Annotated in this window: 24 protein-coding genes; 14 read left to right on the top strand and 10 right to left on the bottom strand. The window is 66.2% G+C overall.

From position 1 onward, the window contains the following. The first annotated feature begins 14 nt into the window (after positions 1 to 14). The 7 genes from HOP58_RS00520 to HOP58_RS00490 all read left to right on the top strand — a co-directional run bounded on the left by HOP58_RS00520 (position 15) and on the right by HOP58_RS00490 (position 7,995). Positions 15 to 1,481: an aldehyde dehydrogenase gene (locus tag HOP58_RS00520; protein ID WP_010626119.1), complete on the top strand. Its 1,467-nt coding sequence runs from the start codon at positions 15 to 17 to the stop codon at positions 1,479 to 1,481. A gap of 34 nt (positions 1,482 to 1,515) precedes the next feature. Then, positions 1,516 to 3,147 (top strand): thiamine pyrophosphate-binding protein, encoded by a 1,632-nt coding sequence (locus HOP58_RS00515; protein WP_234259176.1) that lies wholly within the window; start codon positions 1,516 to 1,518, stop codon positions 3,145 to 3,147. A 169-nt stretch (positions 3,148 to 3,316) separates the two neighbouring features. After that, a complete protein-coding gene (locus tag HOP58_RS00510) occupies positions 3,317 to 4,525 on the top strand; it encodes a DcaP family trimeric outer membrane transporter (protein ID WP_010626121.1) in 1,209 nt (402 codons plus the stop codon). A 147-nt stretch (positions 4,526 to 4,672) separates the two neighbouring features. Beyond that, on the top strand, positions 4,673 to 5,461 hold the full coding sequence (locus tag HOP58_RS00505) for a helix-turn-helix domain-containing protein (protein ID WP_010626122.1): 789 nt from the start codon (positions 4,673 to 4,675) through the stop codon (positions 5,459 to 5,461). A gap of 84 nt (positions 5,462 to 5,545) precedes the next feature. Continuing rightward, complete coding sequence (locus tag HOP58_RS00500) at positions 5,546 to 7,225, top strand: FAD-dependent monooxygenase (RefSeq protein WP_234253350.1); 1,680 nt, start codon at positions 5,546 to 5,548, stop codon at positions 7,223 to 7,225. Position 7,226: 1 nt separating this feature from the next. Beyond that, the gene (locus tag HOP58_RS00495; RefSeq protein WP_234253349.1) at positions 7,227 to 7,433 is read left to right on the top strand and encodes a DUF2783 domain-containing protein; all 207 of its coding nucleotides are present in this window, start codon (positions 7,227 to 7,229) and stop codon (positions 7,431 to 7,433) included. A gap of 115 nt (positions 7,434 to 7,548) precedes the next feature. Further along, the gene (locus HOP58_RS00490) at positions 7,549 to 7,995 is read left to right on the top strand and encodes a hypothetical protein (protein WP_141638487.1); all 447 of its coding nucleotides are present in this window, start codon (positions 7,549 to 7,551) and stop codon (positions 7,993 to 7,995) included. Positions 7,996 to 8,021: 26 nt separating this feature from the next. Here HOP58_RS00490 and HOP58_RS00485 read toward each other — a convergent pair whose 3' ends face one another. Next, entirely contained in the window at positions 8,022 to 8,375 is a 354-nt protein-coding gene (locus tag HOP58_RS00485) for a MerR family transcriptional regulator (RefSeq protein ID WP_234259174.1), read from the bottom strand. 95 nt (positions 8,376 to 8,470) lie between these two features. Here HOP58_RS00485 and HOP58_RS00480 point away from each other — a divergent pair, with 95 nt between their 5' ends. Next, positions 8,471 to 9,334, top strand: a complete 864-nt coding sequence (locus HOP58_RS00480) for an alpha/beta fold hydrolase (RefSeq protein ID WP_234253491.1) — start codon at positions 8,471 to 8,473, stop codon at positions 9,332 to 9,334. 65 nt (positions 9,335 to 9,399) lie between these two features. Here the strand turns inward: HOP58_RS00480 and HOP58_RS00475 are convergent, their stop codons facing one another. Next, positions 9,400 to 10,830, bottom strand: a complete 1,431-nt coding sequence (locus HOP58_RS00475) for a PLP-dependent aminotransferase family protein (protein ID WP_234259172.1) — start codon at positions 10,828 to 10,830, stop codon at positions 9,400 to 9,402. Positions 10,831 to 10,995: 165 nt separating this feature from the next. On the opposite strand from HOP58_RS00475, the gene HOP58_RS00470 reads away from it, so the two are divergent. Then, the gene (locus HOP58_RS00470; protein WP_234259171.1) at positions 10,996 to 11,160 is read left to right on the top strand and encodes a DUF1127 domain-containing protein; all 165 of its coding nucleotides are present in this window, start codon (positions 10,996 to 10,998) and stop codon (positions 11,158 to 11,160) included. A gap of 79 nt (positions 11,161 to 11,239) precedes the next feature. Continuing rightward, positions 11,240 to 11,620: an STAS/SEC14 domain-containing protein gene (locus HOP58_RS00465; RefSeq protein ID WP_234253346.1), complete on the top strand. Its 381-nt coding sequence runs from the start codon at positions 11,240 to 11,242 to the stop codon at positions 11,618 to 11,620. A gap of 8 nt (positions 11,621 to 11,628) precedes the next feature. Here the strand turns inward: HOP58_RS00465 and HOP58_RS00460 are convergent, their stop codons facing one another. The 8 genes from HOP58_RS00460 to HOP58_RS00425 form a co-directional block, all read right to left on the bottom strand. Further along, positions 11,629 to 12,849, bottom strand: a complete 1,221-nt coding sequence (locus HOP58_RS00460) for an MFS transporter (RefSeq protein WP_234259169.1) — start codon at positions 12,847 to 12,849, stop codon at positions 11,629 to 11,631. After that, positions 12,846 to 14,069 (bottom strand): multidrug effflux MFS transporter, encoded by a 1,224-nt coding sequence (locus HOP58_RS00455; RefSeq protein WP_234259167.1) that lies wholly within the window; start codon positions 14,067 to 14,069, stop codon positions 12,846 to 12,848. Before HOP58_RS00455 ends, HOP58_RS00460 begins: the two co-directional genes overlap by 4 nt. A 154-nt stretch (positions 14,070 to 14,223) precedes the next feature. After that, complete coding sequence (maiA, locus tag HOP58_RS00450; RefSeq protein WP_234259165.1) at positions 14,224 to 14,868, bottom strand: maleylacetoacetate isomerase; 645 nt, start codon at positions 14,866 to 14,868, stop codon at positions 14,224 to 14,226. A 48-nt stretch (positions 14,869 to 14,916) separates the two neighbouring features. Beyond that, entirely contained in the window at positions 14,917 to 15,936 is a 1,020-nt protein-coding gene (locus tag HOP58_RS00445) for a fumarylacetoacetate hydrolase family protein (protein WP_234259163.1), read from the bottom strand. Between the two features lie 92 nt (positions 15,937 to 16,028). Then, positions 16,029 to 17,339, bottom strand: coding sequence for a homogentisate 1,2-dioxygenase (hmgA, locus tag HOP58_RS00440; protein WP_234259161.1), 1,311 nt, complete (start codon positions 17,337 to 17,339; stop codon positions 16,029 to 16,031). Positions 17,340 to 17,383: 44 nt separating this feature from the next. Next, entirely contained in the window at positions 17,384 to 17,602 is a 219-nt protein-coding gene (locus HOP58_RS00435) for a DUF2783 domain-containing protein (protein WP_234259159.1), read from the bottom strand. Further along, positions 17,589 to 19,310, bottom strand: coding sequence for an FAD-dependent oxidoreductase (locus HOP58_RS00430; RefSeq protein WP_234259158.1), 1,722 nt, complete (start codon positions 19,308 to 19,310; stop codon positions 17,589 to 17,591). Before HOP58_RS00430 ends, HOP58_RS00435 begins: the two co-directional genes overlap by 14 nt. Before the next feature lie 78 nt (positions 19,311 to 19,388). After that, positions 19,389 to 20,357, bottom strand: a complete 969-nt coding sequence (locus HOP58_RS00425) for an MBL fold metallo-hydrolase (RefSeq protein WP_234259156.1) — start codon at positions 20,355 to 20,357, stop codon at positions 19,389 to 19,391. Positions 20,358 to 20,730: 373 nt separating this feature from the next. On the opposite strand from HOP58_RS00425, the gene HOP58_RS00420 reads away from it, so the two are divergent. The 4 genes from HOP58_RS00420 (at position 20,731) to HOP58_RS00405 (ending at position 24,210) form a co-directional block, all read left to right on the top strand. Continuing rightward, on the top strand, positions 20,731 to 21,786 hold the full coding sequence (locus HOP58_RS00420; protein ID WP_010626139.1) for a TRAP transporter substrate-binding protein: 1,056 nt from the start codon (positions 20,731 to 20,733) through the stop codon (positions 21,784 to 21,786). A 28-nt stretch (positions 21,787 to 21,814) separates the two neighbouring features. Further along, positions 21,815 to 22,369 (top strand): TRAP transporter small permease, encoded by a 555-nt coding sequence (locus tag HOP58_RS00415; RefSeq protein WP_234259153.1) that lies wholly within the window; start codon positions 21,815 to 21,817, stop codon positions 22,367 to 22,369. Then, positions 22,362 to 23,657, top strand: coding sequence for a TRAP transporter large permease (locus HOP58_RS00410; protein ID WP_234259151.1), 1,296 nt, complete (start codon positions 22,362 to 22,364; stop codon positions 23,655 to 23,657). Before HOP58_RS00415 ends, HOP58_RS00410 begins: the two co-directional genes overlap by 8 nt. A 67-nt stretch (positions 23,658 to 23,724) precedes the next feature. Beyond that, positions 23,725 to 24,210 (top strand): MarR family winged helix-turn-helix transcriptional regulator, encoded by a 486-nt coding sequence (locus tag HOP58_RS00405; RefSeq protein ID WP_051004584.1) that lies wholly within the window; start codon positions 23,725 to 23,727, stop codon positions 24,208 to 24,210. Position 24,211: the final 1 nt, after the last annotated feature.

Genomic DNA, 24,211 nt, shown 5'->3' with positions numbered 1-24,211 from the left:
AAAGGAGCAAGACGATGACGCAACCGATCTTCATTGCCGGTGAGTGGCGTGTCGGCCGCGGCGACCCCCTGGCCTCGATCTTTCCCGCCGACGGCTCGGTGAACGCCCGGCTCAAGGCTGCCAGCCTGGAGGATGTGGAAGAGGCCATCGAGGCGGCCGACGCTGCCTGGCGCCGCCCCGAATGGCGCGACCTGGTGCCACACCAGCGGGCCACCATCCTCTACCGGGTTAGCCAACTGATCGAGTCGCGTCTCGAAGAGCTGGCGGCCCTGCAGACTCGCGACAACGGCAAGCCCCTGGCCGAGACCCGTGCCCTGGTGACAAGCGCCGCCGGCACCGCCCGCTACTTCGCAGCGGCCTGCGAGACCCTGGAGGGCGAGCTGCCCACGCCGCGCAGCGCCGATCTGATGACGCTGAGTACCTATGAACCGCTCGGCGTGATCGCAGCGATAACCCCCTGGAATTCGCCCATCGCCAGTGAGATGCAGAAGGTCGCCCCGGCACTGGCCGCCGGCAACGCTGTGGTGCTCAAGCCCGCCGAGGCCACGCCGCTGATGGCGCTGAAGCTAGCCGAGCTGTTCGAGGAAGCAGGCCTGCCAAAGGGGCTGCTCAGCGTGCTGCCGGGGCGTGGCAGCGTGATCGGAGAGGCCCTCGTGCGCCACCCCAAAGTGCGCAAGATCTCTTTCACCGGTGGCACGCGAACCGGTCGTCACTTGGCCCATATCGCCGCCGACAAGCTGATTGGCACCTCGCTGGAGCTGGGGGGCAAGTCGCCCACCATCGTCTGTGAGGACGCCGACCTGGAGGAGGCCGCCCAGGGCATCACCTATGGCATCTTCAGCTCTGCCGGCCAGGCCTGCATCGCCGGCTCGCGGCTCTTCGTGCCGCGTGGCCGCTACGACGAGGTGATGAGCCGCCTGCTCGAGATCACCCGCGGCTTGCGCGTGGGTCATCCCGAGGCTGTGGGCACCCATCTTGGGCCGCTGATCAACGAGGCCCACCGCGACAGCGTGGCCGCCTACGTCGACCAGGCCTGTGCCGAGGGGGGGCGGATACTGTGCGGTGGCGAGGCGCCACAGAATGCCGAGCTGGCTCGGGGCAGCTACTACCTGCCCACCATCATCGAGGGGTTACCTCATGACAGCGCGGTGTGTCAGGAGGAGATCTTCGGCCCGGTGCTGGTGGCACTGCCCTACGACGACGAGGAGCAATTGGTGGGACTGGCCAACGACAACGTCTTCGGTCTGGCCGCCGGTATCTGGACTGCCGACTACCGCCGCGCCCTGCGCCTGGCCGCGCGATTGGAGGCGGGCACGGTGTGGATCAACACCTACAAGAAGTTCGCCATCTCCACCCCCTTCGGTGGCTACAAGGAGAGCGGCCTGGGACGCGAGAAGGGCCGTCAGGGCATCCAGGCCTACATGCAGCAGAAGAGCCTCTATCTGGGGCTGGAAAGCGAGCCCATGAGCTGGGCCAACTGACGCCGCGCCGGCAATCACAACAAAGGAATTCACCATGAGCACCATTACCGTCGGCGAAGCGATCGCCCGTACCCTCGAAGCTTATGCGGTCTCCGCCGTCTATGGCGTCATTTCCATCCACAACCTGCCGATTGCCGACGCCATTGGCCGCCGCGACAAGATCCGCTTCGTGCCCGCCCGCGGCGAAGCCGGTTCGGTGACCATGGCCGATGCTCATACCCGGGTGGGCAGCCTGGGCGTGGCGCTGACCAGCACCGGAGCTGGCGCCGGCAACGCTATTGGTGCTCTGCTCGAGGCTCTCAACGCCGGCACGCCCTTGCTTCACATCACCGGTCAGGTGGAGAAGGCCTACCTGGATCGGGATGCCGGTTTCATCCACGAGACCAAGGATCAGCTCACCTTCCTCAAGGCCAGTGGCAAGGCTGCCTACCGGGTCTGTACCCCCGAGCAGGCGGTGCCCCTGCTGCACCGTGCCATCCGCGAGGCGCTGACCCTGCCGCGGGGGCCGGTGAGCCTAGAGATTCCCATCGACATCCAGGCCGCTCAGGTAGCGTGGGTGGAAACCGCTCCGGTAGCGCCGCCCACCCCGGCGGCGGTGAGCGATGCTGAGATCGATGCCCTGGCCGCACGGGTCGAGGCAGCCAAGCGCCCCATGCTGTGGATCGGTGGCGGCACCCTGGAGGCGGGCAAGGCGGTGAAGCGCTTGGCGGATGCGGGCATCCCTGTGGTCTCCAGCACTCATGCCCGGGGAGTGCTGCCCGACGGTCACCCGCGCAGCCTGCGCGCCTTCCACAATGCTGCCTCGGTGGAGGCGCTGTTCGCCGAGAGTGACCTCATGATCGTTGCCGGCTCAAGGCTGCGCAGCAACGAGACCAAGACCTACTCAGTCGAACTGCCGCGCCCTCTGGTGCAGATCGATATCGATCCCGCCGCCGCCCATCGCAACTACCGGGCCGATGATTTCCTGTGCGGCGACTGTGCCGACGTGCTGAGCCGTCTCGCTGACCGCCTGGCGGGCCGCGAGCCGGACGCCACTTACGACACGACGGTGGTCAAGGCGGTGACCGAGGCCGAGCAGGCCCTGCGTGACCAGGTGGGCGAGTACGCCAAGCTCAGCGACGCGGTGCGTGCCGCCCTGCCCGAGGACGGCATCTTCGTACGTGACATCACTGTCTCCGGCAGCACCTGGGGCAGTCGGCTGCTGCCCATCCAGCGTCCGCTGACCAATATCCACTCCCTGGCGGGAGCCATCGGCCTGGGGCTGGCCCACGGCATCGGCTGCGCCGTGGCCCAGCCCCAGCGCAAGGTAGTCACTCTGGTCGGCGATGGCGGCCTGGCGCTGGGGCTCGGCGAGCTGGCAACCATGGCTCAGGAAAAGCTCGACATGACCTTGGTCGTGATGAACGACGGCGGCTACGGGGTGATGCGCGGCATCCAAGAGAAGTACTTCGAGGGGCGCCAGTACTACAACGAGCTGCACACCCCCGATTTTCAGCAGCTGGCCGATGCCATGGGCATCCGGCGCTGGAAGGTAAGCCACGGCGATGACTTCGGCGCGGTGCTGACCGAGGCGGTGGGTCATCCCGGCCCGGCATTGGTGGAGGTGGACATGCTCAGTGTCGGCGAACTCAAGTTCTCGGGACCGCCCCAGAAGAAGCTCTACTGACGACCTGATTCGTCTTGCCGTAACAGCGTGACGCCACCCACCGACCACTGGCTCGGTGGGTTGGGGAGATCGTGTCTTGAACTCGACTAACAGGAGGTGTCCAGCCCGCAAACATCGACTTGTCCCGAATTATAAAAACGCTTTGTTCTTATCCAAGAGGAACTAAAAAATGAAATATAACAAGGTAATTGCACTGGCGGCGATGCTGCCGGTGGGGCTGACTGCTGTCGCAACTTCCCAGGCTTTCGATGTGGTGCCTGCCGGACAGCCGGTCGTCACCGGCGAACCGAGCCGTGTGGGTCCGCCTTGGAACCACCGCTCGACCTTCAATATTCCCGGTACCAATACCGACTTGGCCTTCGGCGGCTATGCGAAGTTCGATGCCTTCTACGACTTCGATGCGGACCTCGGGGAGGTGACCGAGCCGCTCAATCTGCTCAATCCGGCCAACGAGACCGATGGGCGGACCAGCTTCACCGCTAACGAGTCGCGGCTCAACTTCCGCACCCATACCCGTACCGACCGTGGTACTGTGACCACCTTCGTCGAGGGACACTTCCTGCCGGGGGGCTCTTTCAACCTGCGGCATGCCTACGGTGAGTACATGGGTGTGCTGGCCGGCAAGAGCTGGACCAACTTCATGCACTTCCACGGCACGCCGCGGATTCTCAAGCTGGGCGGGCCCATTGGCTACGCAACTGGCTTGGTCAACCAAGTGCGCTACACTCACCGCGCCGGGCCCAATGCCTTCTCGATTTCCCTTGAGGAGCCCTCGAGCCTGATCTCGCCGATCGGTGGAGTGGAGTCCGAGACCGAGCTGCCGCACCTGACCGCACGCTACCAGTACGGTCAGACCTTCGGCATTTCCGGGGTGGTGCGTCAGTTCTCCACCAATGAGGCCACTACCGGCGTAGATGAGAGCGCCACCGGCTATGGCGTGGCCGCCCAGTTGGCCCTACCGCTGGGCAGCGCCACCAGCTTCAAGGCCAATGCCACCGTTGGCAGCGGGCTGGGTCGCTATCTCAGCATGGCGCCGGCGGCACCGGTCGCTGCGCGCACTCCGGACGCTTATCTCGATGCCAACGGCTCTCTGGAGACCGTGGACCTGCGTGCTTTCGGGGTCTCCCTAGAGCACAACTGGACCAGCAACTGGTCCAGCGGTATCGGCACCTCACGGGTCAGCCAGAGCCTGCCCGACGACATTGCCGGCTTCCAAGGTCATGCGGATCGCATCCAGTACTCCTTCGTCAATCTGATCTGGGACGTCAATCAGCGCCTCTCCACCGGTATCGAATATCAGCACTCCGATATCAAGCGGGTCAACGGCGAATCCGATGATGCCAGTCGTATCCAGGCCAGCGTGCAATTCCAGTTCTGAACGACTCTTGAATGGAAACGACATAGCTCGCTCTTATCACTAGCTCGCATACTTAGTGCCAATGGATACATTGGCACTTTTTTATTCCGCCCCAGTTATTTCGCTTCAATTATTTCATACAAACTGTTTCGTGCAGATGAGGATGGTATGCCCAAGACGATCCGTGCCCTAGACCGAGGACTCAGGGTGTTGACCGCCCTCGGTCAGGCAGATGAACCCCTTGGTCTCGCAGCGCTGCACCAACTGACCGGACTCGAGAAGAGTACCCTGCTGCGGATACTGGCGACCCTGAGCGAACGGGGCTGGGTCACTCAGGGTCTGGCGGATAGACGCTACCGCTTGGCCCGTCGCATGACGGCGCTAGGGGAGCGCCAGACGACGGTGGAGCTGATGGCCGAGCTGGCCCTGCCCACCCTACGGGAGCTGCATGATATCTTCGGCTGGCCCTCTGACCTGTGCATCCAAGAGGGGGCGGCCATGCGGGTGATCGAAAGCTCACGCTCTCTCGGTGGGCGGGTAATGCACTGCAACGTGTTGGACTTCACGCCATGTCTGCTGCGTTCTGCAGTGGGTCGCGCTTACCTGGCGAGCTGTGATGAGGCGCAGCGCGAACGTCTACTGAGAAAGCTGCTTGCCCTGGGCGGGCCCGTGGCCGAACTGGCCAGTAACCGGAGTTTTCTGAGGGTGCTGCTGGCCGAAGCGGATGGGCTTGGTCATTCGCGCCGTGTCCCGGGGGAGCGATTCATGGCCTCGGGGCGGGAGGCCGCCCACGACGCCATTGCAGTGCCCATCCGTGTGGGGAGCGAAGTATCGGCCTGCCTCAGCCTGGTCTACTTCTCCGGCGCTCAAGACGTCGACGAAGCGGTGCTTTCAAGAGGGCTTCGTCGAGCTGCCACGAGGCTTTCCGCCGCTTATGCCGCTCACCGGTGCATGTAACGGCTGTCCCGGCTTTTGCGGGACACCAGCCGGGTCGCTCCCGGGGTAGGCTGTCATTAGCCACAACGCCAACAGGAGCCGCCCATGCGACCCGCCGGACGCGCCGAGACCGACTCGCTCTATTTCGATTATCCCCACTTTCCCTTCGTTCGTCCCGCCGAGCTGGATGGCCGGGCGGTGCGCCATCGGGTGGCCATCGTCGGTGCCGGTCCGGTGGGCGTCACCGCGGCGCTGGAGTTGGCGCGCCACGGCATCGAGAGCGTGGTGCTCGACGACAAGGCCACTGTCAACGACGGCTCGCGGGCGATCTGCATCTCCCGTCACAGCCTGGAGATCCTGCAGCAGCTCGGCGTCGACACCCCCTTCGTGGCGAAGGGCCTGGGCTGGACCCGGGGCCGTACCTACTTTCGCGACCGCGAGATCTTCCGCTTCGAGATGCCCCACTCCGAGCAGGAGCGCTTCCTGCCGATGATCAACCTGCAGCAGCAGTACATCGAGCAGTTCCTGATCGACAAGGCCGGCGAGAGCGAGCTTGTCGAGCTGCGCTGGCAGAGCGCGGTGACCGACGTGAGTCAGGACGAGAGCGGCGTGACCCTCGAGGTGTCCACCCCGGAGGGCGATTATCGCCTCGAGTGCGATTACCTGCTGGCCGCCGACGGTGCGCGTAGCGTGGTGCGCAAGGCGTTCGGCCTGGCGCTGCACGGCGAGGCCTACGAGGGCCGCTACGTGATCGCCGACATCCACCTACGCTCCGGCTTTCCCACCGAGCGGCGCGCCTTCTTCCATTCCCCCGCCCTGCCCGATACCACCATCTTGGTGCACAAACAGCCAGACGACATTTGGCGTATCGATTACCAGCTCGGCCCCGACGAGGACCCGGACCAAGCGGTGGCGGAGGCCAGCATCCGCGAGCGGGTAGGTCTGATCGTGCGCGAGGTGCTGGGCGAGGGTGACGACTGGGAGCTCGAATGGTGGAGCCTCTACAAGGCCTACACCCTTGCGCTGGATGATTATCGACACGGCAGGGTGCTGTTCATCGGCGACAGCGCCCACTTGGTACCGATCTTCGGCGTGCGCGGTCTCAACAACGGCCTGGCCGACGCCGCCAACGCCGGCTGGAAGCTGGCCTGGGTGCTCAAGGGGCTGGCACCGGATCGGCTGCTCGACAGCTACAGCCCGGAGCGCCGCGGTGCCACGCTGGACGTCTTCACCAACGCCGGCAAGAGCACCCGCTTCATGACGCCGCCGAGCCGGGGCTACCGGCTGATGCGCGACGCAGCCCTGACGCTGGCGCTCACCAACGACTACGCCAGCGGCTTCGCCAATCCGCGCCAGGTCACGCCCTATACCTACGCCGGAAGCCCGCTGACCATGCCCGACGATGCCGGCTTCATTGCCGGGCCGATCCCAGGCGCACCGCTGTGCAACCATCGCCTGGGCGAGGGCGATTACCTGCTCGACCACCTGGGCAGTGGCTTCACCCTGTTGTACTTCAGCCGGGATGGCCAGGTCGATGCCGCGCTGGCAGAGCGGCTGGCTGTGCTGCAGGCGCAGGATAAGCGTATCGACCTGTTGGCCATTGCTCGTGAGGCGCCAGCCGAAAGCGCGCTGAAGGACGTCGATGGCAGCCTGTTCGCCGCCTACGGCGCCGAGACCGGCAGCGCCTACCTGGTGCGCCCCGACCGCCACGTGGCGGCGCGCTGGAAGCGGCTCGACCCTGCTGACTTCGAGCCCGCCATCATGACCGCCCTGGGTGGAAAATGAGATGACCGATACCACACTGCCTTTTGCCGACCTGGAGCGGGCCTACGAATGCCTGGCCGAGACCCTGGACTCACTCCCCGAGCATCAGGAGCGACTGTTCCTGGCCCAACTGGCCCTGGCGCTGGCCCACCGCGTCGGCGACGTCGAGCGGGTGATGGCTGCCGTCGAGGAGGCGCGGTGGGGCGTGGCTGAGGTCTCCGACGGCTGATGCTCGACGACCCGGGAGTGAGCAAGGGTTCACTTCATTGATCATAAATTGAGCAGGGTCAAAGCGAGATTCGGCAGAGGCGCTAGGGTAAGAATTGTCATAGAGGAGCGCCTCGATGAGTAAACCTCGACCTCCCCAAGAGAGCCGTCCACCACCAGGCGACGAGCAGCAGTTGCACCACTATCTTGAAGGCGAGCGTGCCCTGCTCGAGCTGCGCTGCTGCAAGCCGAAGGCGCTGAGCGCGCTGATCCATGATCTGGCGCACCCCATGAGCCCCTCGCTGGAGCAGGCCATCGCTCGTTGCCTGGCCGATCGGGAACTAACGGAGTTCGCCCCAGCGGAAACTCTGCTGCCCGTGATGATGCGGCGCTTCGGCCTCGACCCCGTTGCCTGCGGCCGCGATCCGGCCATTCATGCCCTGCGCACAGTGTGCAGCGCCTGCCCGAAAGTCGCGACCTGCTGGCTGGCGCAGCGTCATGACGCCTCATTGGAAGAGTGCACGAGCTTCTGCCCCAATGCCGAAACGCTCGCTGGCTGGGTCACGCGGCCGCCAGCCGATTGAGCGACTCGAGAGCGCTTCCGAATGGCTCAGACAGCAGCGGCAGCCAGCCGCACAAGCAGATCGTCGATCATGCCGATCTTGGCTTCGGCCTCGCGTATCTGGGTCTGAAACGCCTCGCGCTTCTTTCTCAAGCGGGCTTCCAGCTCGTCGCAGAAGGGGGGCTCGGGGCGAAAGCGCGGCATCGCTTCGCGGATCTCGTCCAGGCTGAATTCCAGTTCGCGGGCCCGCCTCACGAAGCGTAGCTCCGCCAGGGTCAGCTCGGTGTAGTCGCGATAGCCGTTGTCGCGTCTCGACGGGGGCGTGATCAGGCCACGCTTTTCATAGAAACGGATGGTGTCACGGCCAAGCCCGCTGGCTTTTTCCAGCTCGCCGATCAGCATGAGGAAACTCCTTGACTGTGGAGTTGGCTCCACACCTTACCATGGTTCGAGAAGCCCGCACGGCGGCAGTCCCGACATGGTGAGGAGGCAACGTGATGGAACCCCAGCTCGAGGAACGGCAGGTAGAAGCCAGCGATGGCGTGGCCATCGCTGCTCGCTTCGTCACACCGGCAAAACCCACGGCGGCGGTACTGATCGCCCCTGCCATGGGCGTGCCTCAGCGCTTCTATGCCCCGCTGGCGCAGTGGCTGGCGGGGCAAGGCATGGCCGTGGCCACCTTCGACTACCGTGGCATGGGGGCGTCGCGACCGGCGCGGCTGAGCGGTTTTCCGGCCACCATCATGGACTGGGCGCAGCTCGATGCGTCGGCGGTGCTCACGGCGCTGGAGCATCAGGCGCCGGGGCTGCCGCGCTACTGGATCGGCCACAGCCTGGGCGGACAGATACCGCCGCTGGTGGCGGGGCACGAGCGGCTCGAGCGCATCGTCACCGTGGCCTGCGGCAGCGGCTACTGGCGTGAGAACGCGCCGGCGCTGAAGCGGCGCGTGTGGCTGTTCTGGTTCGGTGCCGTGCCGCTGCTCACCCCGCTGCTGGGCTATTTTCCCGGCAAGCGGCTCAACATGGTCGGCGACTTGCCCCGTGGTGTGGTTGAGCAGTGGCGGCGCTGGTGCCTGCATCCGGAGTATGCGGTAGGGGCGGAGCCCGGTGTGCGTGAACGCTTCGCCGCCGTGCGTACGCCGGTGGTATCGCTCTCCTTCAGCGACGACGACTTCATGTCAGCGCGCAACACCGAGTCGTTGCACGGCTTCTACGTCAATGCGCCCCGCACTCTGCTGCGTATCCAGCCACGGGAAGCGGGCCTGACCCGTATCGGCCACTTCGGCTTCTTCCGCCCGGAGCATGAGCAGTCCCTATGGCAGCGTTATCTGCTGCCGGTACTGCAAGGCAGCGAGCCGTAGCTGACGGCGATGGCTAGAACGAGTGGCAGTTTCACCCTCTAACCTCTTTTCGTACGAAGCCCCGGTCAGGCCGGCTGCTCCTGCTCCAGCAGCGCCGCCACCGCTTCACCGACACGCTTGATGCCGGCCTCGACGGTTGGTGTCATTGCCGCAGCGTAATTTAGCCGCAGGCAGTGACGAAACTTCCCCGAGGCGGAGAACAGCGAGCCCGGGGTGATGTGCAGGCCCTCGCTCGCCAGCTGCTCCTTGAGACGCACGCAGTCGATATCGCCCGGCAGCTCCAGCCACAGCAGAAAACCGCCCTGGGGAAAGCTGACCCCGGTACCCGGCGGGAAGTAGCGCGTGACCCAGTCGATCATGATGTCGCGGTGGCGGCGGTACTGGCGCAGCATCTCGCGCAGGTGGCGCTCGTAATGGCCGTGCTGGACGAATTCGGCCACGGCGAGCTGCGGCAGCGTGGCCGAGGCACCGGTGGAGACGTACTTCATGTGCAGGGCCTGGTCGCGATAGCGCCCCGGCGCCATCCAGCCGACCCGCAGCCCCGGCACCAGCGTCTTGGAGAAGGCGCTGCACAGCAGCACCCGGCCGTCGTCGTCGAAGCTCTTGAGCGTGCGCGGCCGAGGCGCCTCGAAGGAGAGATCGCCGTAGATGTCGTCCTCGACGATCGACACGTCGAAGCGCTGGGCCAGGGCGACCAGGGCACGCTTGCGGGCCTCGGGCATGGTATAGCCGAGGGGATTGTTGCAGGTGGGCGTGATCTGGATGGCCTTGATCGGCCACTGCTCGAGCGCCAGTTCCAGCGCCTCCAGGCTGATGCCCGTCCGCGGGTCGGTGGGAATCTCCAGCGCCTTGAGTTTCTGCGCCTTGAGGATCTGCATGGTGCCGTAGAAACTCGGCGAGTCCACCGCTACCACGTCGCCGGGTTCGGTCAGGGTGCGCAGGGCCAGCGAGAGCGCTTCCTGGCAGCCGGTGGTGATCAGCACGTCGTCGGGGTGCAGCAGGCAGCCCGACTTGGCAGCCAGCCGCACGACCTGACGGCGCAGTGCGAGGCTGCCCTGCAGGCTGTCGTAGTTGAGCCCGTGGGCCGCCACGTGGCGGTGCAGCGTCCCCAACTGACGCTGCAAAGGGCGCAGGCTGACGGCAGCGAGATCGGGGATGCCGCGCCCCAGCATCAGCAGGCGGTCCTCATCGGGAGAGCGGGCCACCAGCTCCAGCACCTGGTCCCACTGGGAAACGTCGAGCGGACGCTGGGCGGGGCGCGACACCTTGGGCAGCAGGCTCGGCGTCGGCCGGGGCAGCACATAGTAGCCCGAGCGCGGGCGCGCTTCCGCCAGGCCGGCCTCCTCCAGGCGACGGTAGGCCTCCTGCACGGTGGAGACGCTGACCCCCAGCTCGGCGCACAGCGTACGCACGGAGGGCAGCCGATCGCCGACGCGGTACTGGCCCTGCTCGATGCGCTGGGTCAGGGTCTGCGCTACCTGATCGTAACGTTTCATGACAGATTCACCGAGCCTTTCTCCCTTTCGGTACAGAGGCGATGGAATTGGGCGGTACAGAGTCAGAATAGCTCTATCTGTACTGCAAAACTATTTTCATGATGAATCTGTATTGATTTTCCTCCCGGCCATAGCCTGTCAGAACCACCGACAGGAGATGCCGCCATGCTTACCCAACGCTTTCTTCATCTCTCCCGCTGGCTCAGGAGCCGGCAGCAGCGTCACCGGACTCGCTACGACCTGCGCCACCTCGACGATCACCTGCTGGCCGATATCGGCCTCGACCGGGCCACGGTCGAGCGCGAGCTGCGCAAGCCGTTCTGGCGCTGACTGGTGCGCCGGTGGGAACCGCAGCCGAGGGACGCTACCTAAAGGACAAGAGGTTCAGGCAGCCAAGGAGGAGCCCGCCATGATCGAGACACTGCCCGCCCCGGAGTATGTCGCCGCGTTCCGCATATCCGGCACGCTGCACAGCAAGGACTACGACATTCTCATTCCCGCCATCGAGTCGAAGCTCGAGGAGCACGAGCAGATCGGTGTGCTGGCCGACATGACCGACTTCGACCACATGACCCCCGGCGCGCTGCTGCGTGATCTCTCCTATGCCCTGAGCAAGCTGGGGGAGTACCACCGCTTCAAGCGCGCCGCGGTGATCGCCGACAAGCGCTGGATCGAGACCACCACCAAGCTGGCTGACAGGCTGTTTCCGCGTACCGAGATGCGCGTGTTCCATCACGGCGAGCTGGAAGAGGCCATGCGCTGGGTGGCCGGTTTCGCAGCGACTCGATGAGCGGCGGGCTATGAGGTCACGGCAGCGGCAGCCCGCTCGCCGTGCCACTGGCGCAGCAGCCAGGCGAAGGTGAGCCCCAGCGCCAGCAGCCACACGCCGGCGCAGGCCAGCAGCCACAGGCTATCGGCCAGGCGCAGTATCAGCCCGCCGAGGCTGACGCCTACCGACTGGCCGAGGAACAGGCAGCCGGCGAACACCGCCATGGCGGTGCCGCGCATGGCAGGCGCCATCTGGGTGGCGTTGATCTGCAGCGTGCTGTGCATCATGTAGAAACCCAGTCCGGCGGCGAAGGCGCTGGCGGTGGCCAGGGCCGGCAGCGGCGCCAGCGCCAGCCCGACGAAGCCGAGTCCCATCAGCACGCCGCCGCCCGCCGCCAGACCCGGCTCGCCCAGGCGGGTGACGAGCGGTCGCGCCAGGGCGGCGAAGATCAGTCCGCCCACGCCGAACAGCGCTACCATCAGCCCGGCCTGGGTCAGCGAAACCTCCAGCCGGGTATAGAGGTGGCTGGCAACGAAGGCCAGTGCGCCGAAGGCGGCGATTCCTTCCAGAAACACCAGCGCCAGGATGCGCCGGGCGCGGGAAATCAGCAGCACCTCGCGGATGCGCGAGAAGAAGGCGATGCGACCCTGGTCGGCCTTGGGCGGCGACAGCTGCGGCTGGCGGTGCAGGGTCGTGAGCAGCAGCCCCCCGGCGCCGAGGAACAGCAGCGTGAGCAGCACGAAGGCCGCCTGCCAGCCCAGCGTATCGGCCAGGAAGCCGCCCGCCACTTGCCCCGAGATCAACCCCAGCACCGCGCCGGAGAGCATGTGCGCCAGGGTCACCTGGCGCTGCTCGTAGGGCACGTTGTCGCCCACCCAGGCCATGGAGAGCGGGATGATGGCAGCGGCGGTGGCGCCGTTCAGGGTGCGGAACAGCAGCAGCATCGAGAGCGACTCGGAGAGCGCCGAACCCAGCGCACCCACGGCGCAGGCCAGGGTGGCCAGGCCGATCACCCGCAGAGTGCCGTGGCGGTCGCCCAGCGGGCCATAGGCGAGCTGCATGAGGCCGTAGGCGATGGCGAACAGGGTGATGTTCTGCGCCACGTCGGCCACCGGCCGGGCGAAGGCCTCGGACAGTGCCGGCAGCATGGCGTCGGTAACCCGCATCGAGGCCATGCTGGCAAAGCCCGCCAGCGCCAGCAGCAGGATGACGAGACGGCTGGGAGGCGACGCAGCAGTCATGGCACTCATGGCTTGCCCCCTTCGGCCTGCTCCACCCTCATGGCTCGTTCGGCGGGCCGTACCAGCCCCAGGAAACTGGCCACGGCCATCAGGCCGCCCAGGGCCACCACGATGGCCATGGTGCGCGAGGTACCGTCGTGCAACTGGGCCACGGCACTGCCGATCGCGGCGGCGATGCTCATCTGCAGGAAGCCGAACAGCGACGAGGCCGAGCCGGCGCAGTGGGGGTTGGGCGCCAGGGCGCCGGTCATCGACTGTGGCATCAAGATGCCCATGCCGACCATGAACAGCACATGCGGCCCGACCACGGCCCAGGCGGCATACACCCCGAAGAGCGCCAGGAACAGCATGAAGCTGCCGCCCAGCGCACAGATCAGGCTGGCCAGACCGACCAGCCGCTCGCGGCCCAGCCGGTGGCTGTAGCGGCCGCTGAGCAAGGTGCCGACGAAGAAGCCGGCCACGATAAGGGTGAAGAACAGGCCGTACTGGAACGGCGAGACGCCGAGGAAGTCGATCAGCACGAACGACGAGCCCGAGAGGTAAGCGAACAGCCCCGAGAAGGCCGCCGCGTTGGTCAGGGTATAGCCCATGAAGGTGCGCTGGCCGAGCAGCATGCGAAAATTGGCCACGATGACCTTGGGGTGGATCGACTGGCGCCGCTCCGGCGGCAGTGGCTCAGGCAGCGCCAGGATCAGCAGCGGCAGCATGGCGGCGGCGTAGAGTGCCAGCAGCACGAACACCGACTCCCAGCCCCACAGCAGCAGCAGACCGGCGCCGACGATGGGCGCCACCGCCGGGGCCAGCGACATGGTGCTGGCCATGTAGGAGAGAATGCGTCCGGCCTCGAGGGGGCCGTAGATGTCGCGCACCGCGGCACGACCCAACACCGGCCCGGTGGCGCCCCCCAGCGCCTGCAGGAAGCGCCCGGCCAGCAGCCATTCGATGCTGGGCGCGAAGGCGCACAGCAGGCTCGCGACCAGGAACAGGCTGAAGCCGAAGATCATCACCGGCTTGCGCCCGAAGCGATCGGAGAAGGGGCCGCAGAACAGCTGGGCGGCGGCGAAGCCGGCCATGTACAGGCTCAGGGTCAGCTGCACCTGATCGGGCCCGGTATCGAGCGCTTCGGCCATGGCCGGCATGGCCGGCAGATACATGTCGGTGGCCAGTGGGCCCAGCGCGGTCAGGGCCGCCAGGGTGATCACCGTGGCAGGGGACTTCAGCCTCAGCACATTGACCTCATTCTCGAAGGGCGTCTCGAAGGGCGCTCGGGGGCGAAAGACAACGACCGACGGGCGCCGCTTCTCCCGCTCCAGCTGGAACAGGGAGGGGCGGCGCCCGCCAGTCGTTAGCTTGCTTAATATAGCCTAATTAGCGCGGCGTTGCTCAACCTGCATCCGGCTGTGCCCCCGGAGCGGCCTTGGCGAAGGCTTCCATCGCGCGGCAGCGCTCGGCGATGCGGCGAATCGTCGGATACGCCGAGAGGTCGCACTCGAAGCGTTCGGCGTTGAACACCTGCGGCACCAGGCAGAGATCCGCCAGGGTCGGGCTGTCGCCGTGGCAGAACTCGCCGGTGGCGGGTTCGCCTGCAAGCCTCGCTTCCAGCGCGGTGAAGCCCTCGGCGATCCAGTGGCGGTACCAGGCCAGCTTGGCCGCTTCGTCCAGCTTCAGCTCGTGTACCAGGTACTTGAGCACCTTCAGATTGTTGAGCGGGTGGATCTCGCAGGCCACCAGTTGGGCCAGCGAGCGCACCCGGGCGCGGCCCTCGGGGTCTGCCGGCAGCAGCGCCGGCTCGGGATGGCGCTCCTCCAGGTACTCGCAGATCGCCAGCGACTGGCTAAGCTGGACGCCCTCGTCGGTCTCGAGGATCGGCACCAGCCCCTGGGGATTGCGGGCGAGGTTGGCCTCGTCCCGCTGCTCGCCCTTGACCAGATTGACCGGCACCTGGGCGTAGTCCAGCCCCTTGAGGTTGAGCGCAATGCGCACCCGATACGCCGCCGACGAACGGAAATAGCCGTACAGCGTTGTCATGCGTGGCTCCTTGTGTCGCGTCACTCTGGCTGGCTTGCTCTGGCTGGATTATTTGGGCCGGTAGGCCACTACCTGCTGGTCGATGGTGCCGAAGATGTTGTTGCCGTCACGGTCGAACATCTCGATGCGCACCCGGTCGCCGAAGCGCATGAAGGGCGTCTTGGCCGCGCCGTGCAGGATCTGCTCCACCATGCGCACTTCGGCCAGGCAACTATAGCCCACGCCGCCGTCGGCGACCGGCTTGCCTGGGCCGCCGTCAGGGTCGGGATTGGAGACGGTGCCCGAGCCGATGATGGCGCCGGCGCCCAGGTAGCGGGTCTTGGCCGCATGGGCGACCAGCTCGGGGAAGCCGAAGATCATGTCCGGGCCGGCCTCCGGCTCGCCGAACTTCTCGCCGTTGAGGTGTACCGTCAGCGGCAGGTGAACGCGGCCATCCCGCCAGGCGTCGCCCAGCTCGTCGGGGGTGACGCAGATCGGTGAGAAGCTCGAGGCCGGCTTGGCCTGGAAGAAGCCGAAGCCCTTGGCCAGCTCGCCGGGGATCAGCCCGCGCAGGCTGACGTCGTTGACCAGCATGATCAGCTTGATGTGGCCGGCGGCCTGCGCCGGGGTCACGCCCATGGGCACGTCGTCGGTGATCACCGCGATCTCGCCCTCGAAGTCGATGCCGTGCTCCTCGCTGACCGCCTCGATGTCCTCGGTGGGGGCGAGGAACTTGTCGCCGCCGCCCTGGTACATCAGCGGATCGGTCCAGAAGGTCTCGGGCATCTCGGCGTTGCGCGCCTGGCGCACCAGCTTGACGTGGTTGAGGTAGGCGGAGCCGTCGGCCCAGTGGTAGCTGCGCGGCAGCGGCGAGTGCAGCTTGCTCTGGTCCAGGCTGAAGGCACCCTCGGCGCTGCCGTCGTTGAGCTCGGCGTAGCGTGCTTCCAGCTTCGGGCTCACCGCGTCCCAGTTCTCGATGGCTTGCTGCAGGGTGGCGGCGATGTCGGTGGCGGAAACGGCGCGGGTGAGGTCGCGGGAGACCACCAGCAGTTCGCCGTCGCGGCCGTTTTTCAAAGTGGCGAGTTTCATCTTGGCACAATCCTTTCGTCAGGGGCGGGGCTCGTCGGCCCCGTCCGGTTCAGCGTTTCGTCTCTCGGGCTGTTCTGTAGCGCTCAAGGCTGTCAGGGCTGCTTGGGATCGAAGTGCGAACGCAGGGTCGACCACACGTCGACGTAGTCGCGCTGGCGAATGTCCGCGTTGAGCGCCGCTTCGGTCGGATGAAAGACATAGCGGCTCTCGAACATGAAGGCCAGGGTCGCATCCAGGCGCTGCGGTGTCAGCTCGGCGTTGGTGGCCTTCTCGAAGGTCTCGGCGTCGGGGCCGTGGGGCGACATGCAGTTGTGCAGGCTGGCGCCGCCGGGCAGGAAGCCCTCGGCCTTGGCATCGTACTCGCCGTGGATCAGGCCCATGAACTCGCTCATCAGGTTGCGATGGAAGTAGGGCGGGCGGAAGGTCTGCTCGGCCACCATCCAGCGCGGCGGGAAGATCACGAAGTCGATGTTGGCCATGCCCGGGGTGTCGGAGGGTGAGGTCAGCACGGTGAAGATCGAGGGGTCAGGGTGATCGAAGCTCACCGTGTTGATGGTGTTGAAATTGGCCAGGTCGTACTTGTAGGGGGCGTAGTTGCCGTGCCAGGCCACCACGTCCAGCGGCGAGTGGCCGAGCTTGGTCACCCAGAAGCGGCCGGAGAACTTGGCCACCAGCTCGAAGTCGCCCTCGATATTTTCATAGGCGGCCACGGGGCTCTCGAAGTCCCGCGGGTTGGCCAGGCCGTTGGCGCCGATGGGGCCGAGGCCGGGCAGTTCCAGGGGGCTGCCGTAGTTCTCGCAGACGTAGCCGCGGGCGGCGTCGGAACCCGCGGCCAGGCGCACCTGGAATTTCATGCCGCGGGGAATCACCGCGATCTCGCCGCCCTTGACCTCGAGCTCACCGAGCTCGGTGCGCAGGCGCAGGGTGCCCTGCTGCGGCACGATCAACAGCTCGCCGTCGGCGTCGTAGAAGAAGCGCTCGGTCATGTCGCGGTTGAAGGCGTAGACGTGCACGCCGCAGCCGGCCTGGGTACCGGCGTCGCCGTTGACGGCAATCGTCAGCAGGCCGTCGATGAAATCGGTGGGCTCGGCGGGAATCGGCAGCGGGTCCCAGCGCATCTGGTTGGGATCGGCGGCGGGCCTGGCCAGCGGCGAGGTGGCTACCCGGCGGTTTTCCAGCGGCCGATACTCGCTCTGCACCACCGAGGGGCGGATGCGGTAGAGCCAGCTGCGCAGGTTGGCGTGGCGCGGGGCGGTGAAGGCCGAGCCGGTGAGCTGCTCGGCATAGAGACCATAGGCGCAGCGCTGGGGCGAGTTCTGCCCCACCGGCAGGGCGCCGGACAGCGCCTCGCTGGCGAAGTGGTTACGGAAACCGCTCTGGTACTCGAGCGTCTGGGTCGTCATGTCGGAGGTCCTCTGTCTCAACGTCCTGTCGAATTTTGCTTTGCTCAAGCCGTTTGCTTGGCGGTGTCGTGTGTGGCCTGGCCGGCGATGGTCAGCGCCTCCTCGAGCACCTGCTGGTCGCCGATGTGGTTGGCCAGCAGCAGGATCAGCCGGGCATTGATGCGCTCGCTCTCGGCCTCGCTACGCTCGCGGTGCAGCTCGGTGAGCGCGGCGTAGAAGGCGTCCGGGTCGGTGAAGTTGGGGTTGAGCTCAAGCCGTGGCATGGGTGCCTCCCTGAACGGTGGAAGGAGCGAGATAGGCGCCCAGGGCGCGGTCCATCGCCTCGCCGACCGCTGCCGCCGTAACGTCGTGCCAGCGGGCGGTGACATGCTGGTCGGGGCGCAGCAGGTAGGCGATGCCGGCGCTAAGGCCGTAGCGCTCGCCGATCAGGTTCTCCACGTCCTCGATCTGGCGGCTGCGCGGCAGCTCGGTCAGGGCGTGCGGCGCCGGGCCGACGATCAGCAGATCCAGGTCGTCGCGGTGCTCGAGCAGCGGAGCGAGTTCGCTGCGCAGGGCCTCGGCCCGTGCGCTGTCGACGCGGCCGTCGAGCAGCAGTACGAAGCGCTCGCCGAGCTGGTTGAGCAGCCAGGCACGGCGGCCGGCCAGGCCGATCGGCGCATCCTTGGCCGGGCTGCCGGGGCGCAGCTCGAGCGGCAGGCCCTCGGTCTCGTGGCCATTGAGCGGCGAGTCGTCGTAGCGGCACGGCATGGAGAGTCGGCCGCTGTTGACCAGGCGGCGGGCGAAGGGGTAGTGCTCGGCCAGCTCCAGCACGCTGTCGCGAAACAGGCGGCTCACCCGGCTCTTGGGCGTGATGAAGTCGGTGGCGCGCGTCGAGTTGAGGATGTTCTCGGCGGCGCCGTGCTGGCGCTCGTCGTCATAGGTGGCGAGCAGTGCCGCGGGAGCCTGGCCCTTGAGCACCCGGGCCAGCTTCCAGGCCAGGTTGTCGGTGCCCTGCAGCGCGCCGTTGGCGCCGCGGGCGCCGAAGGGCGAGACCTGATGGGCAGCGTCGCCCATGAAGAACACCCGCCGATGGATGTAGCTGTCCATCTTGCGGCAGCGGAAGGTGTAGACGCTGGCCCACTCCAGCTCGAACTCCACGTCGGCGCCGAGCATCGCCTGCACCCGCGGGCGGATGTTCTCCTCCTTCTTCTCCTCTTCCGGGTCGGCGTCCCAGCCCAGTTGGAAGTCGATGCGCCAGACGTTGTCCGGCTGACGGTGCAGCAGCACCGACTGGTTGGGGTGGAAGGGCGGGTCGAACCAGAACCAGCGCTCGGTGGGAAATTCCGCCTTCATGATCACGTCGGCGATCAGGAAGCGGTCCTGGAACACCTGGCCCTTGCTCTCCAGGCCCAGCATGTCGCGAATCCTGCTGTTGGCGCCGTCGGCTACCAGCAGGTAGTCGCAGGAGAGGCGGTAGTCGCCGTCTTCGGTGCTGACCAGCACCTCGCTGCGCTCGGTCTGGCTGTCGACCTTGATGACCTTGTGCAACCAGCGCAGGTCGATCAGCTCGTTGAGCTCATTGGCGCGGTCGACCAGGTACTCCTCGAAGTAGTACTGCTGCAGGTTGATGAAGGCGGGCATGCGGTGGCCCTCTTCCGGCAGCAGGTCGAAGTCGTAAACCTCGCGCTCTTGGAAGAACACCCGGCCGCGCTGCCAGGTCACGCCCTTGTCGACCATCGGCTGGGCGCAGCCCAGGCGGTCGAGGATCTCCAGCGTGCGCTTGGCGAAGCAGATCGCCCGCGAGCCGACGCTGACGGTGTTGTTGTCATCGAGCACCACGCTGGCGATGCCCTGCTGGGCCAGGTCGATGGCCATGGCCAGACCGGTGGGGCCGGCGCCGACGATCACTACCGGGCAGTGGCGCACGTCGCCACGGTCGAGCTCCGGCGCGCGGCGGTACGGGTAGACGGGATTGTTGTAGGTGGTTGGCATCGTGCTCCCCTCGTGCTTACCGCCGGGTGGCGTACCGGCGGCAGGCCTGGTCCGGGACGTCCCCGGGTATCGTTGTCGTTACTGGTTTGCGACGACTTCCTGCAGCGAGTGCCACATCTCGGTGTCGCGCTCGGCGGTCCAGATACGCGGGTCGGGGTATTCGCCACCGGCCTCGTCGTAGCAGCGGGTGATGTCGAAGGGCAGGCAGTGGTCGAAGATCACCCAGTGGCCGTACTTGGGCTTGAGCTTGGCGTAGGTCTCGGCATAGCACTCGGAGAGCGACTTGCCGGCCGCCTTGCCCGCCTTGACGCTCTCGTACATGTCGGCGAGGAAGTCGCGAGTGCCCTGGATCGCCTCCTGGCACTGCTCGGGGGTGGTGAGCGCCTCGCCGCGACCCGGCACCAGCTTCTGCGGGGCCAACGCCTGCAGGCGGTCGAGGGTGGCGGGCCAGTCCTCGTGGTAGGCGTCGCCGGTATAGGGGGTGGCGCCGTATTCGACCAGATCGCCGGAGAACATCACCTTCTCCTCGGGCAGCCAGACGATGGTGTCGCCCTTGGTATGGCCGCGACCGAGGTGGATGATGCGTACCTCACGCTTGCCCATGAACACCGTCAGCTCCTGCTGGAAGACGATGTTGGGCCAGGTCAGGCCGGGCACCGAGTCGACGCCCTTGAACAAGCGCGGGAAGCGGCCGACTTCGGATTCGTAGTCCTGCTGGCCGCGCTCGACGATCAGGTCGTAGGTGTGCTGGCTGGCGTAGATGTTCTCGGCACCGTAGGCCGAGGCGCCCAGCACGCGTACGGCGTGGTAGTGGCTCATCACCACATGCTTGATCGGCAGGTCGGTGACCTCGCGGATGCGGCGAATCACGTCCTGGGCCATGATCGGCGTGGCCTGGGTGTCGATCACCATCACGCTGTCGTCGCCGATCACCACGCCGGTGTTGGGGTCGCCCTCGGCGGTATAGGCGTACAGGCCCTCGGCCAGTTGGGTGAAGCTGACCTGCTTCTCTTCGGTATCGGCGTGGGAAGCGAACTTCTTGCTCATGGTTCCTCCAGGGTCGTCAGGGTCGTCACGTGGGCCGTGTTCCGCCCACCAGCGGTGCCGGAATGCTGCCAGCATAGTTGTGTTTGAAACTATATGTCCAGCAAATCACGGACCAATACGCAAATCAAGCGATGATAGAATGAACATAATTTGCTTTAGATCATATGGTTAATAACTTTTTCGACCTAAGTCTAATAACGAAACTCTGTAAAATTAGTTGCACGGGAAATTAACTAACGGCAAGGTGAGGCTGACTAACATAGGCCGCGTCGTCACCGGCGAGCGCAGCCGAAGACAGCGACGCAGCCATTACAACAATGCAAAGCCACCACGTGGCGCGAGTACGCCACCCGTGACGATCCAGGAGCTCACAATGAAAACCACCAACCGCCTCATGATCGGCGCCGTAGCGGCGCTCGGGTTTGGCCTCGGCACGCCAGCGCTGGCCCAGACCGCCATCACCGTCAGTACCTGGGGCGGCCCCAATCACGGCGTCAACACCATCGTCTGGCCGACCTGGAAGGCGTGGATCGAGGAGGCCACCGAGGGCCGCGTGACCGTCGAAGTGGTGCACGACATGGGTCCGCCGGCGGCGCAGATGGAGATCGTCGCCGATGGCATTGCCGATGCCAGCTGGATCTTCCACGCGCACATGGCCGGCCGCTTCCTGGCCACCCAGCTGCCGGAGTTCCCCACCTTCGAGGAGTTCTCCTCCGAGGATGCCGCTGCGGCCTACTGGCACACGCATCAGGAATATCTGGCCCAGGCCAACGAGCATCGTGGCGTCGACGTGCTGGCCATGGGCGTGCACGGGCCGGGGCAAATCTTCACCCGCGACCAGATCGGCTCCATCGACGAGCTGGCGGGCAAGCGCCTGCGGGTCGGTGGCGGGGTGATGAGCGGGCTGGCCGATGCCATGCGCGTGACCGGCGTGGCGCTGCCGCCCACCGGCGTCTACGAAGCCGCCTCCCAGGGGGTGGTCGACGGCGCCATGCTGACCCTGGAAAGCCTGCGCAGCTTCCGCGTGGCCGAAGTGGCACCGCACACCCTGACTGTGGATGGCGGCTTCTATCGCGGCAGCTTCGCCATCGTCATGAACCCGATGTTCTGGGATCAGGTCTCGCCCGAGGATCGCGAGGCGATCGAGGCCGTCTCCGGTGAGCACCTGTCGCGGCTGTTCGGCTACATGATGGACGTTTCCGACGAGAGCGGCGTCGAGTTCGGCCAGGAGCGTGGCGCCACCTTCACCCAAGCGCCCGAAGCGGATATCGAGCGGTTGCGCGGTGTGACCGAGGAACTGATCGCCGAGTGGTCCAACGCCGTGGCGGATCGCGGGGTCGATGCCGAGGCTGCCCTGACACACTTCCGCGAGCAGTTGGCCCTGGCTGCCGAGAGCGAAGGTATCGCCGAGCGCGTCGTGCGCCAGTAACCCGCTGTACGTTTCTGGAGGCTAGACCATGCCGACCTCGTCCACGCTCTGGTTGCGAGTCGGCCGTGTCATGCAGCTGACGCTGGAGGGGGTGGCCGGTGCCACCCTCTTCGCCATGATGCTGCTGACCACGGCGGACGTGACCGGACGCTACTTCTTCAACTCGCCGATTCTCGGTACCGTCGAGCTGACCCAGCTGATGCTGGCCGCGCTGGTGTTCCTGTCGCTGCCGGTGGTGTGCTGGCGCGAGGAGCACGTCAGCGTCGATCTGCTCGACAGCGTGTTTCCCGCGCGCCTGATCTGGATCCGCCAGGTGCTGGTCAACCTGATTGTCACCGGGGCACTGTGGATCATGGCGCGGCGTATCTGGGCGCTGGCCGAGCGCGCCATGGAGTGGGGCGACGTGACCGAGTTTCTGCGCATCCCCAACGGCTATCTCATCTATCTCATCTCGATCATGCTGGCCGTCTCGGCCGCGCTGACGCTGCTGCGCGCCACCGGCTACCTGCTGGAAGGCGTGGGCGTGCTCGAACGCGGCGGCCCGCTCAGCCCCGAGAAAGGCAAGGGAGGCGATCATGACTGAAGCGCTGTATGGGTTCGCCGCCCTGCTGCTGCTGGCTTTTCTGCGGGTCCCCCTGGCGTTTGCCATGGGCATCGTCGGCTTCGCCGGCTTCTACTTCCTCACCGGCAACTGGAACGCCGCCGAAGCCATGGCCGCGCGGCGGGTGGTGGACACCGCCATGGACTACGGTCTGTCGGTGATCCCGCTGTTCATCCTGATGGGTAACCTGGTCTCCCACGCCGGGCTGTCCGATGCGCTGTTCCGCGCCTCCAATGGCTTCCTCGGCCACCGCAAGGGCGGTCAGGCCATGGCCACCATTGTCGCCTGCGGCGGCTTCAGCGCCATCTGCGGCTCGAGCCTGGCCACCGCCGCCACCATGGGCCGGGTCGCCATGCCGCAGATGCGCAAGTACGGCTACAAGGACACCCTGGCCTCGGCCTCCATCGCCGCCGGCGGCACCCTGGGCATCCTGATTCCCCCCAGCGTGATGCTGGTGATCTACGGCATCCTCACCGAAACCAGCATCCGCGAACTGTTCGCCGCCGGCTTCATTCCCGGCATACTGGGCATCATCCTCTACCTGGTCGCAGTGAAATGGGTGCTGTGGCGCGACCCTGCGGCCGGTCCCGCCGGCGAGAAGGTACCGTGGCCCGAGCGCTTCCAGGCGCTCAAGAGCGTGGGCAGCACCCTGGCCCTGTTCGTGCTGGTGATCGGCGGCATCTACCTCGGCGTGTTCACCCCCACCGAAGCGGCGGGCATCGGCGCCATGGGCGCCTTCATCATCGCCCTGCTGCGCCGGGCGCTCACCCCTCAGGTGCTGATGAACGTGCTGATGGACACCGTGCGTACCACCGCCATGCTGTTCGCCGTGGTGCTCACCGCGCTGATCTTTGCCAACTTCATCAACCGTGCCGGGCTGCCCAATGACCTGCTGGCCTTCGTCAACGGGCTCAACATCGCTCCGTTCATGGTCATTCTGGTGATACTCGCCATCTACGTGCTGCTCGGCTGCGTGTTCGAGAGCATGTCGATGCTGCTGCTCACCGTGCCGGTGTTCTTCCCGGTGGTGGCGGGGCTCGGCTTCGACCTGGTGTGGTTCGGCATTCTGGTGGTGATCGTGATCGAGATCAGCCTGATCACGCCACCGGTGGGAATGAACGTGTTCGTGCTGCGGGCGGTGCTGCCGGATGTTTCCACGGGCACGATCTTCCGCGGCGTGACGCCGTTCTGGGTGGCCGGCATGGCGCGTGCGTTGCTGGTGCTGGTGTTCCCGGGTATCGTGCTGTTCCTGCCGCAACTGCTCTATTGATCGCTGCCAAGTGCGGGTGAGGAGTCTCGAGATGAATACAGAAGAAGAACGCCAGGCCGGTCTCGCCATGGAGGGCGACGAGGACCTGGCCGGGCCGCCGACCAAGCAAGAGTTGGATCTCAATCAGTTCCTGCCCTACCGGCTCAACAGCCTGGCCGATCGCATCAGTCAGGCGCTGGCCGAACTCTACGAGGAGCGCTACCAGCTCAATATCGCCCAGTGGCGGATACTGGCCTGGCTCAGCCACTGCGACGAGCTGACGGCAAAGAAGATCTGCGCATACACCTATATGGACAAGGCCCGCGTGTCGCGGGCGATTCAAGGGCTGGAGGAGCGCGGGTTGATCAGCCGCACGCCGGCGCCCGAGGATCAACGTCAGCAGGACCTGCACCTTACCGCTGCCGGGCGGAAGCTTTTGACCAAGCTGATCCCCGAGGCCCAGGCCTGGGAGGCGGAGCTGGTCGCGACCCTCACCGCCGGTGAGTATCGCGACCTGCTCAACGTGATGCGCAAGCTCGAGCGGCAGCTGGAGCGGATCGGCGACAAGGGCTAGC

It is taken from the genome of Halomonas sp. MCCC 1A11062, assembly GCF_021404355.1.
In the GTDB taxonomy this organism is placed as follows: Bacteria; Pseudomonadota; Gammaproteobacteria; order Pseudomonadales; family Halomonadaceae; genus Halomonas; species Halomonas aerodenitrificans.
Note: the sequence above shows the minus strand (reverse complement) of the source record. Positions and strands in the feature narration are given on the sequence as shown.

Excerpts from the sequence above, each read along its gene's own strand:
- HOP58_RS00520 (WP_010626119.1), top strand. The coding sequence starts at position 15 with ATGACGCAACCGATCTTCATTGCCGGTGAGTGGCGTGTCGGCCGCGGC.
- HOP58_RS00515 (WP_234259176.1), top strand. The coding sequence starts at position 1,516 with ATGAGCACCATTACCGTCGGCGAAGCGATCGCCCGTACCCTCGAAGCT.
- HOP58_RS00510 (WP_010626121.1), top strand. The coding sequence starts at position 3,317 with ATGAAATATAACAAGGTAATTGCACTGGCGGCGATGCTGCCGGTGGGG.
- HOP58_RS00505 (WP_010626122.1), top strand. The coding sequence starts at position 4,673 with ATGCCCAAGACGATCCGTGCCCTAGACCGAGGACTCAGGGTGTTGACC.
- HOP58_RS00500 (WP_234253350.1), top strand. The coding sequence starts at position 5,546 with ATGCGACCCGCCGGACGCGCCGAGACCGACTCGCTCTATTTCGATTAT.
- HOP58_RS00495 (WP_234253349.1), top strand. The coding sequence starts at position 7,227 with ATGACCGATACCACACTGCCTTTTGCCGACCTGGAGCGGGCCTACGAA.
- HOP58_RS00490 (WP_141638487.1), top strand. The coding sequence starts at position 7,549 with ATGAGTAAACCTCGACCTCCCCAAGAGAGCCGTCCACCACCAGGCGAC.
- HOP58_RS00485 (WP_234259174.1), bottom strand. The coding sequence starts at position 8,375 with ATGCTGATCGGCGAGCTGGAAAAAGCCAGCGGGCTTGGCCGTGACACC.
- HOP58_RS00480 (WP_234253491.1), top strand. The coding sequence starts at position 8,471 with ATGGAACCCCAGCTCGAGGAACGGCAGGTAGAAGCCAGCGATGGCGTG.
- HOP58_RS00475 (WP_234259172.1), bottom strand. The coding sequence starts at position 10,830 with ATGAAACGTTACGATCAGGTAGCGCAGACCCTGACCCAGCGCATCGAG.
- HOP58_RS00470 (WP_234259171.1), top strand. The coding sequence starts at position 10,996 with ATGCTTACCCAACGCTTTCTTCATCTCTCCCGCTGGCTCAGGAGCCGG.
- HOP58_RS00465 (WP_234253346.1), top strand. The coding sequence starts at position 11,240 with ATGATCGAGACACTGCCCGCCCCGGAGTATGTCGCCGCGTTCCGCATA.
- HOP58_RS00460 (WP_234259169.1), bottom strand. The coding sequence starts at position 12,849 with ATGAGTGCCATGACTGCTGCGTCGCCTCCCAGCCGTCTCGTCATCCTG.
- maiA (WP_234259165.1), bottom strand. The coding sequence starts at position 14,868 with ATGACAACGCTGTACGGCTATTTCCGTTCGTCGGCGGCGTATCGGGTG.
- HOP58_RS00445 (WP_234259163.1), bottom strand. The coding sequence starts at position 15,936 with ATGAAACTCGCCACTTTGAAAAACGGCCGCGACGGCGAACTGCTGGTG.
- hmgA (WP_234259161.1), bottom strand. The coding sequence starts at position 17,339 with ATGACGACCCAGACGCTCGAGTACCAGAGCGGTTTCCGTAACCACTTC.
- HOP58_RS00435 (WP_234259159.1), bottom strand. The coding sequence starts at position 17,602 with ATGCCACGGCTTGAGCTCAACCCCAACTTCACCGACCCGGACGCCTTC.
- HOP58_RS00430 (WP_234259158.1), bottom strand. The coding sequence starts at position 19,310 with ATGCCAACCACCTACAACAATCCCGTCTACCCGTACCGCCGCGCGCCG.
- HOP58_RS00425 (WP_234259156.1), bottom strand. The coding sequence starts at position 20,357 with ATGAGCAAGAAGTTCGCTTCCCACGCCGATACCGAAGAGAAGCAGGTC.
- HOP58_RS00420 (WP_010626139.1), top strand. The coding sequence starts at position 20,731 with ATGAAAACCACCAACCGCCTCATGATCGGCGCCGTAGCGGCGCTCGGG.
- HOP58_RS00415 (WP_234259153.1), top strand. The coding sequence starts at position 21,815 with ATGCCGACCTCGTCCACGCTCTGGTTGCGAGTCGGCCGTGTCATGCAG.
- HOP58_RS00410 (WP_234259151.1), top strand. The coding sequence starts at position 22,362 with ATGACTGAAGCGCTGTATGGGTTCGCCGCCCTGCTGCTGCTGGCTTTT.
- HOP58_RS00405 (WP_051004584.1), top strand. The coding sequence starts at position 23,725 with ATGGAGGGCGACGAGGACCTGGCCGGGCCGCCGACCAAGCAAGAGTTG.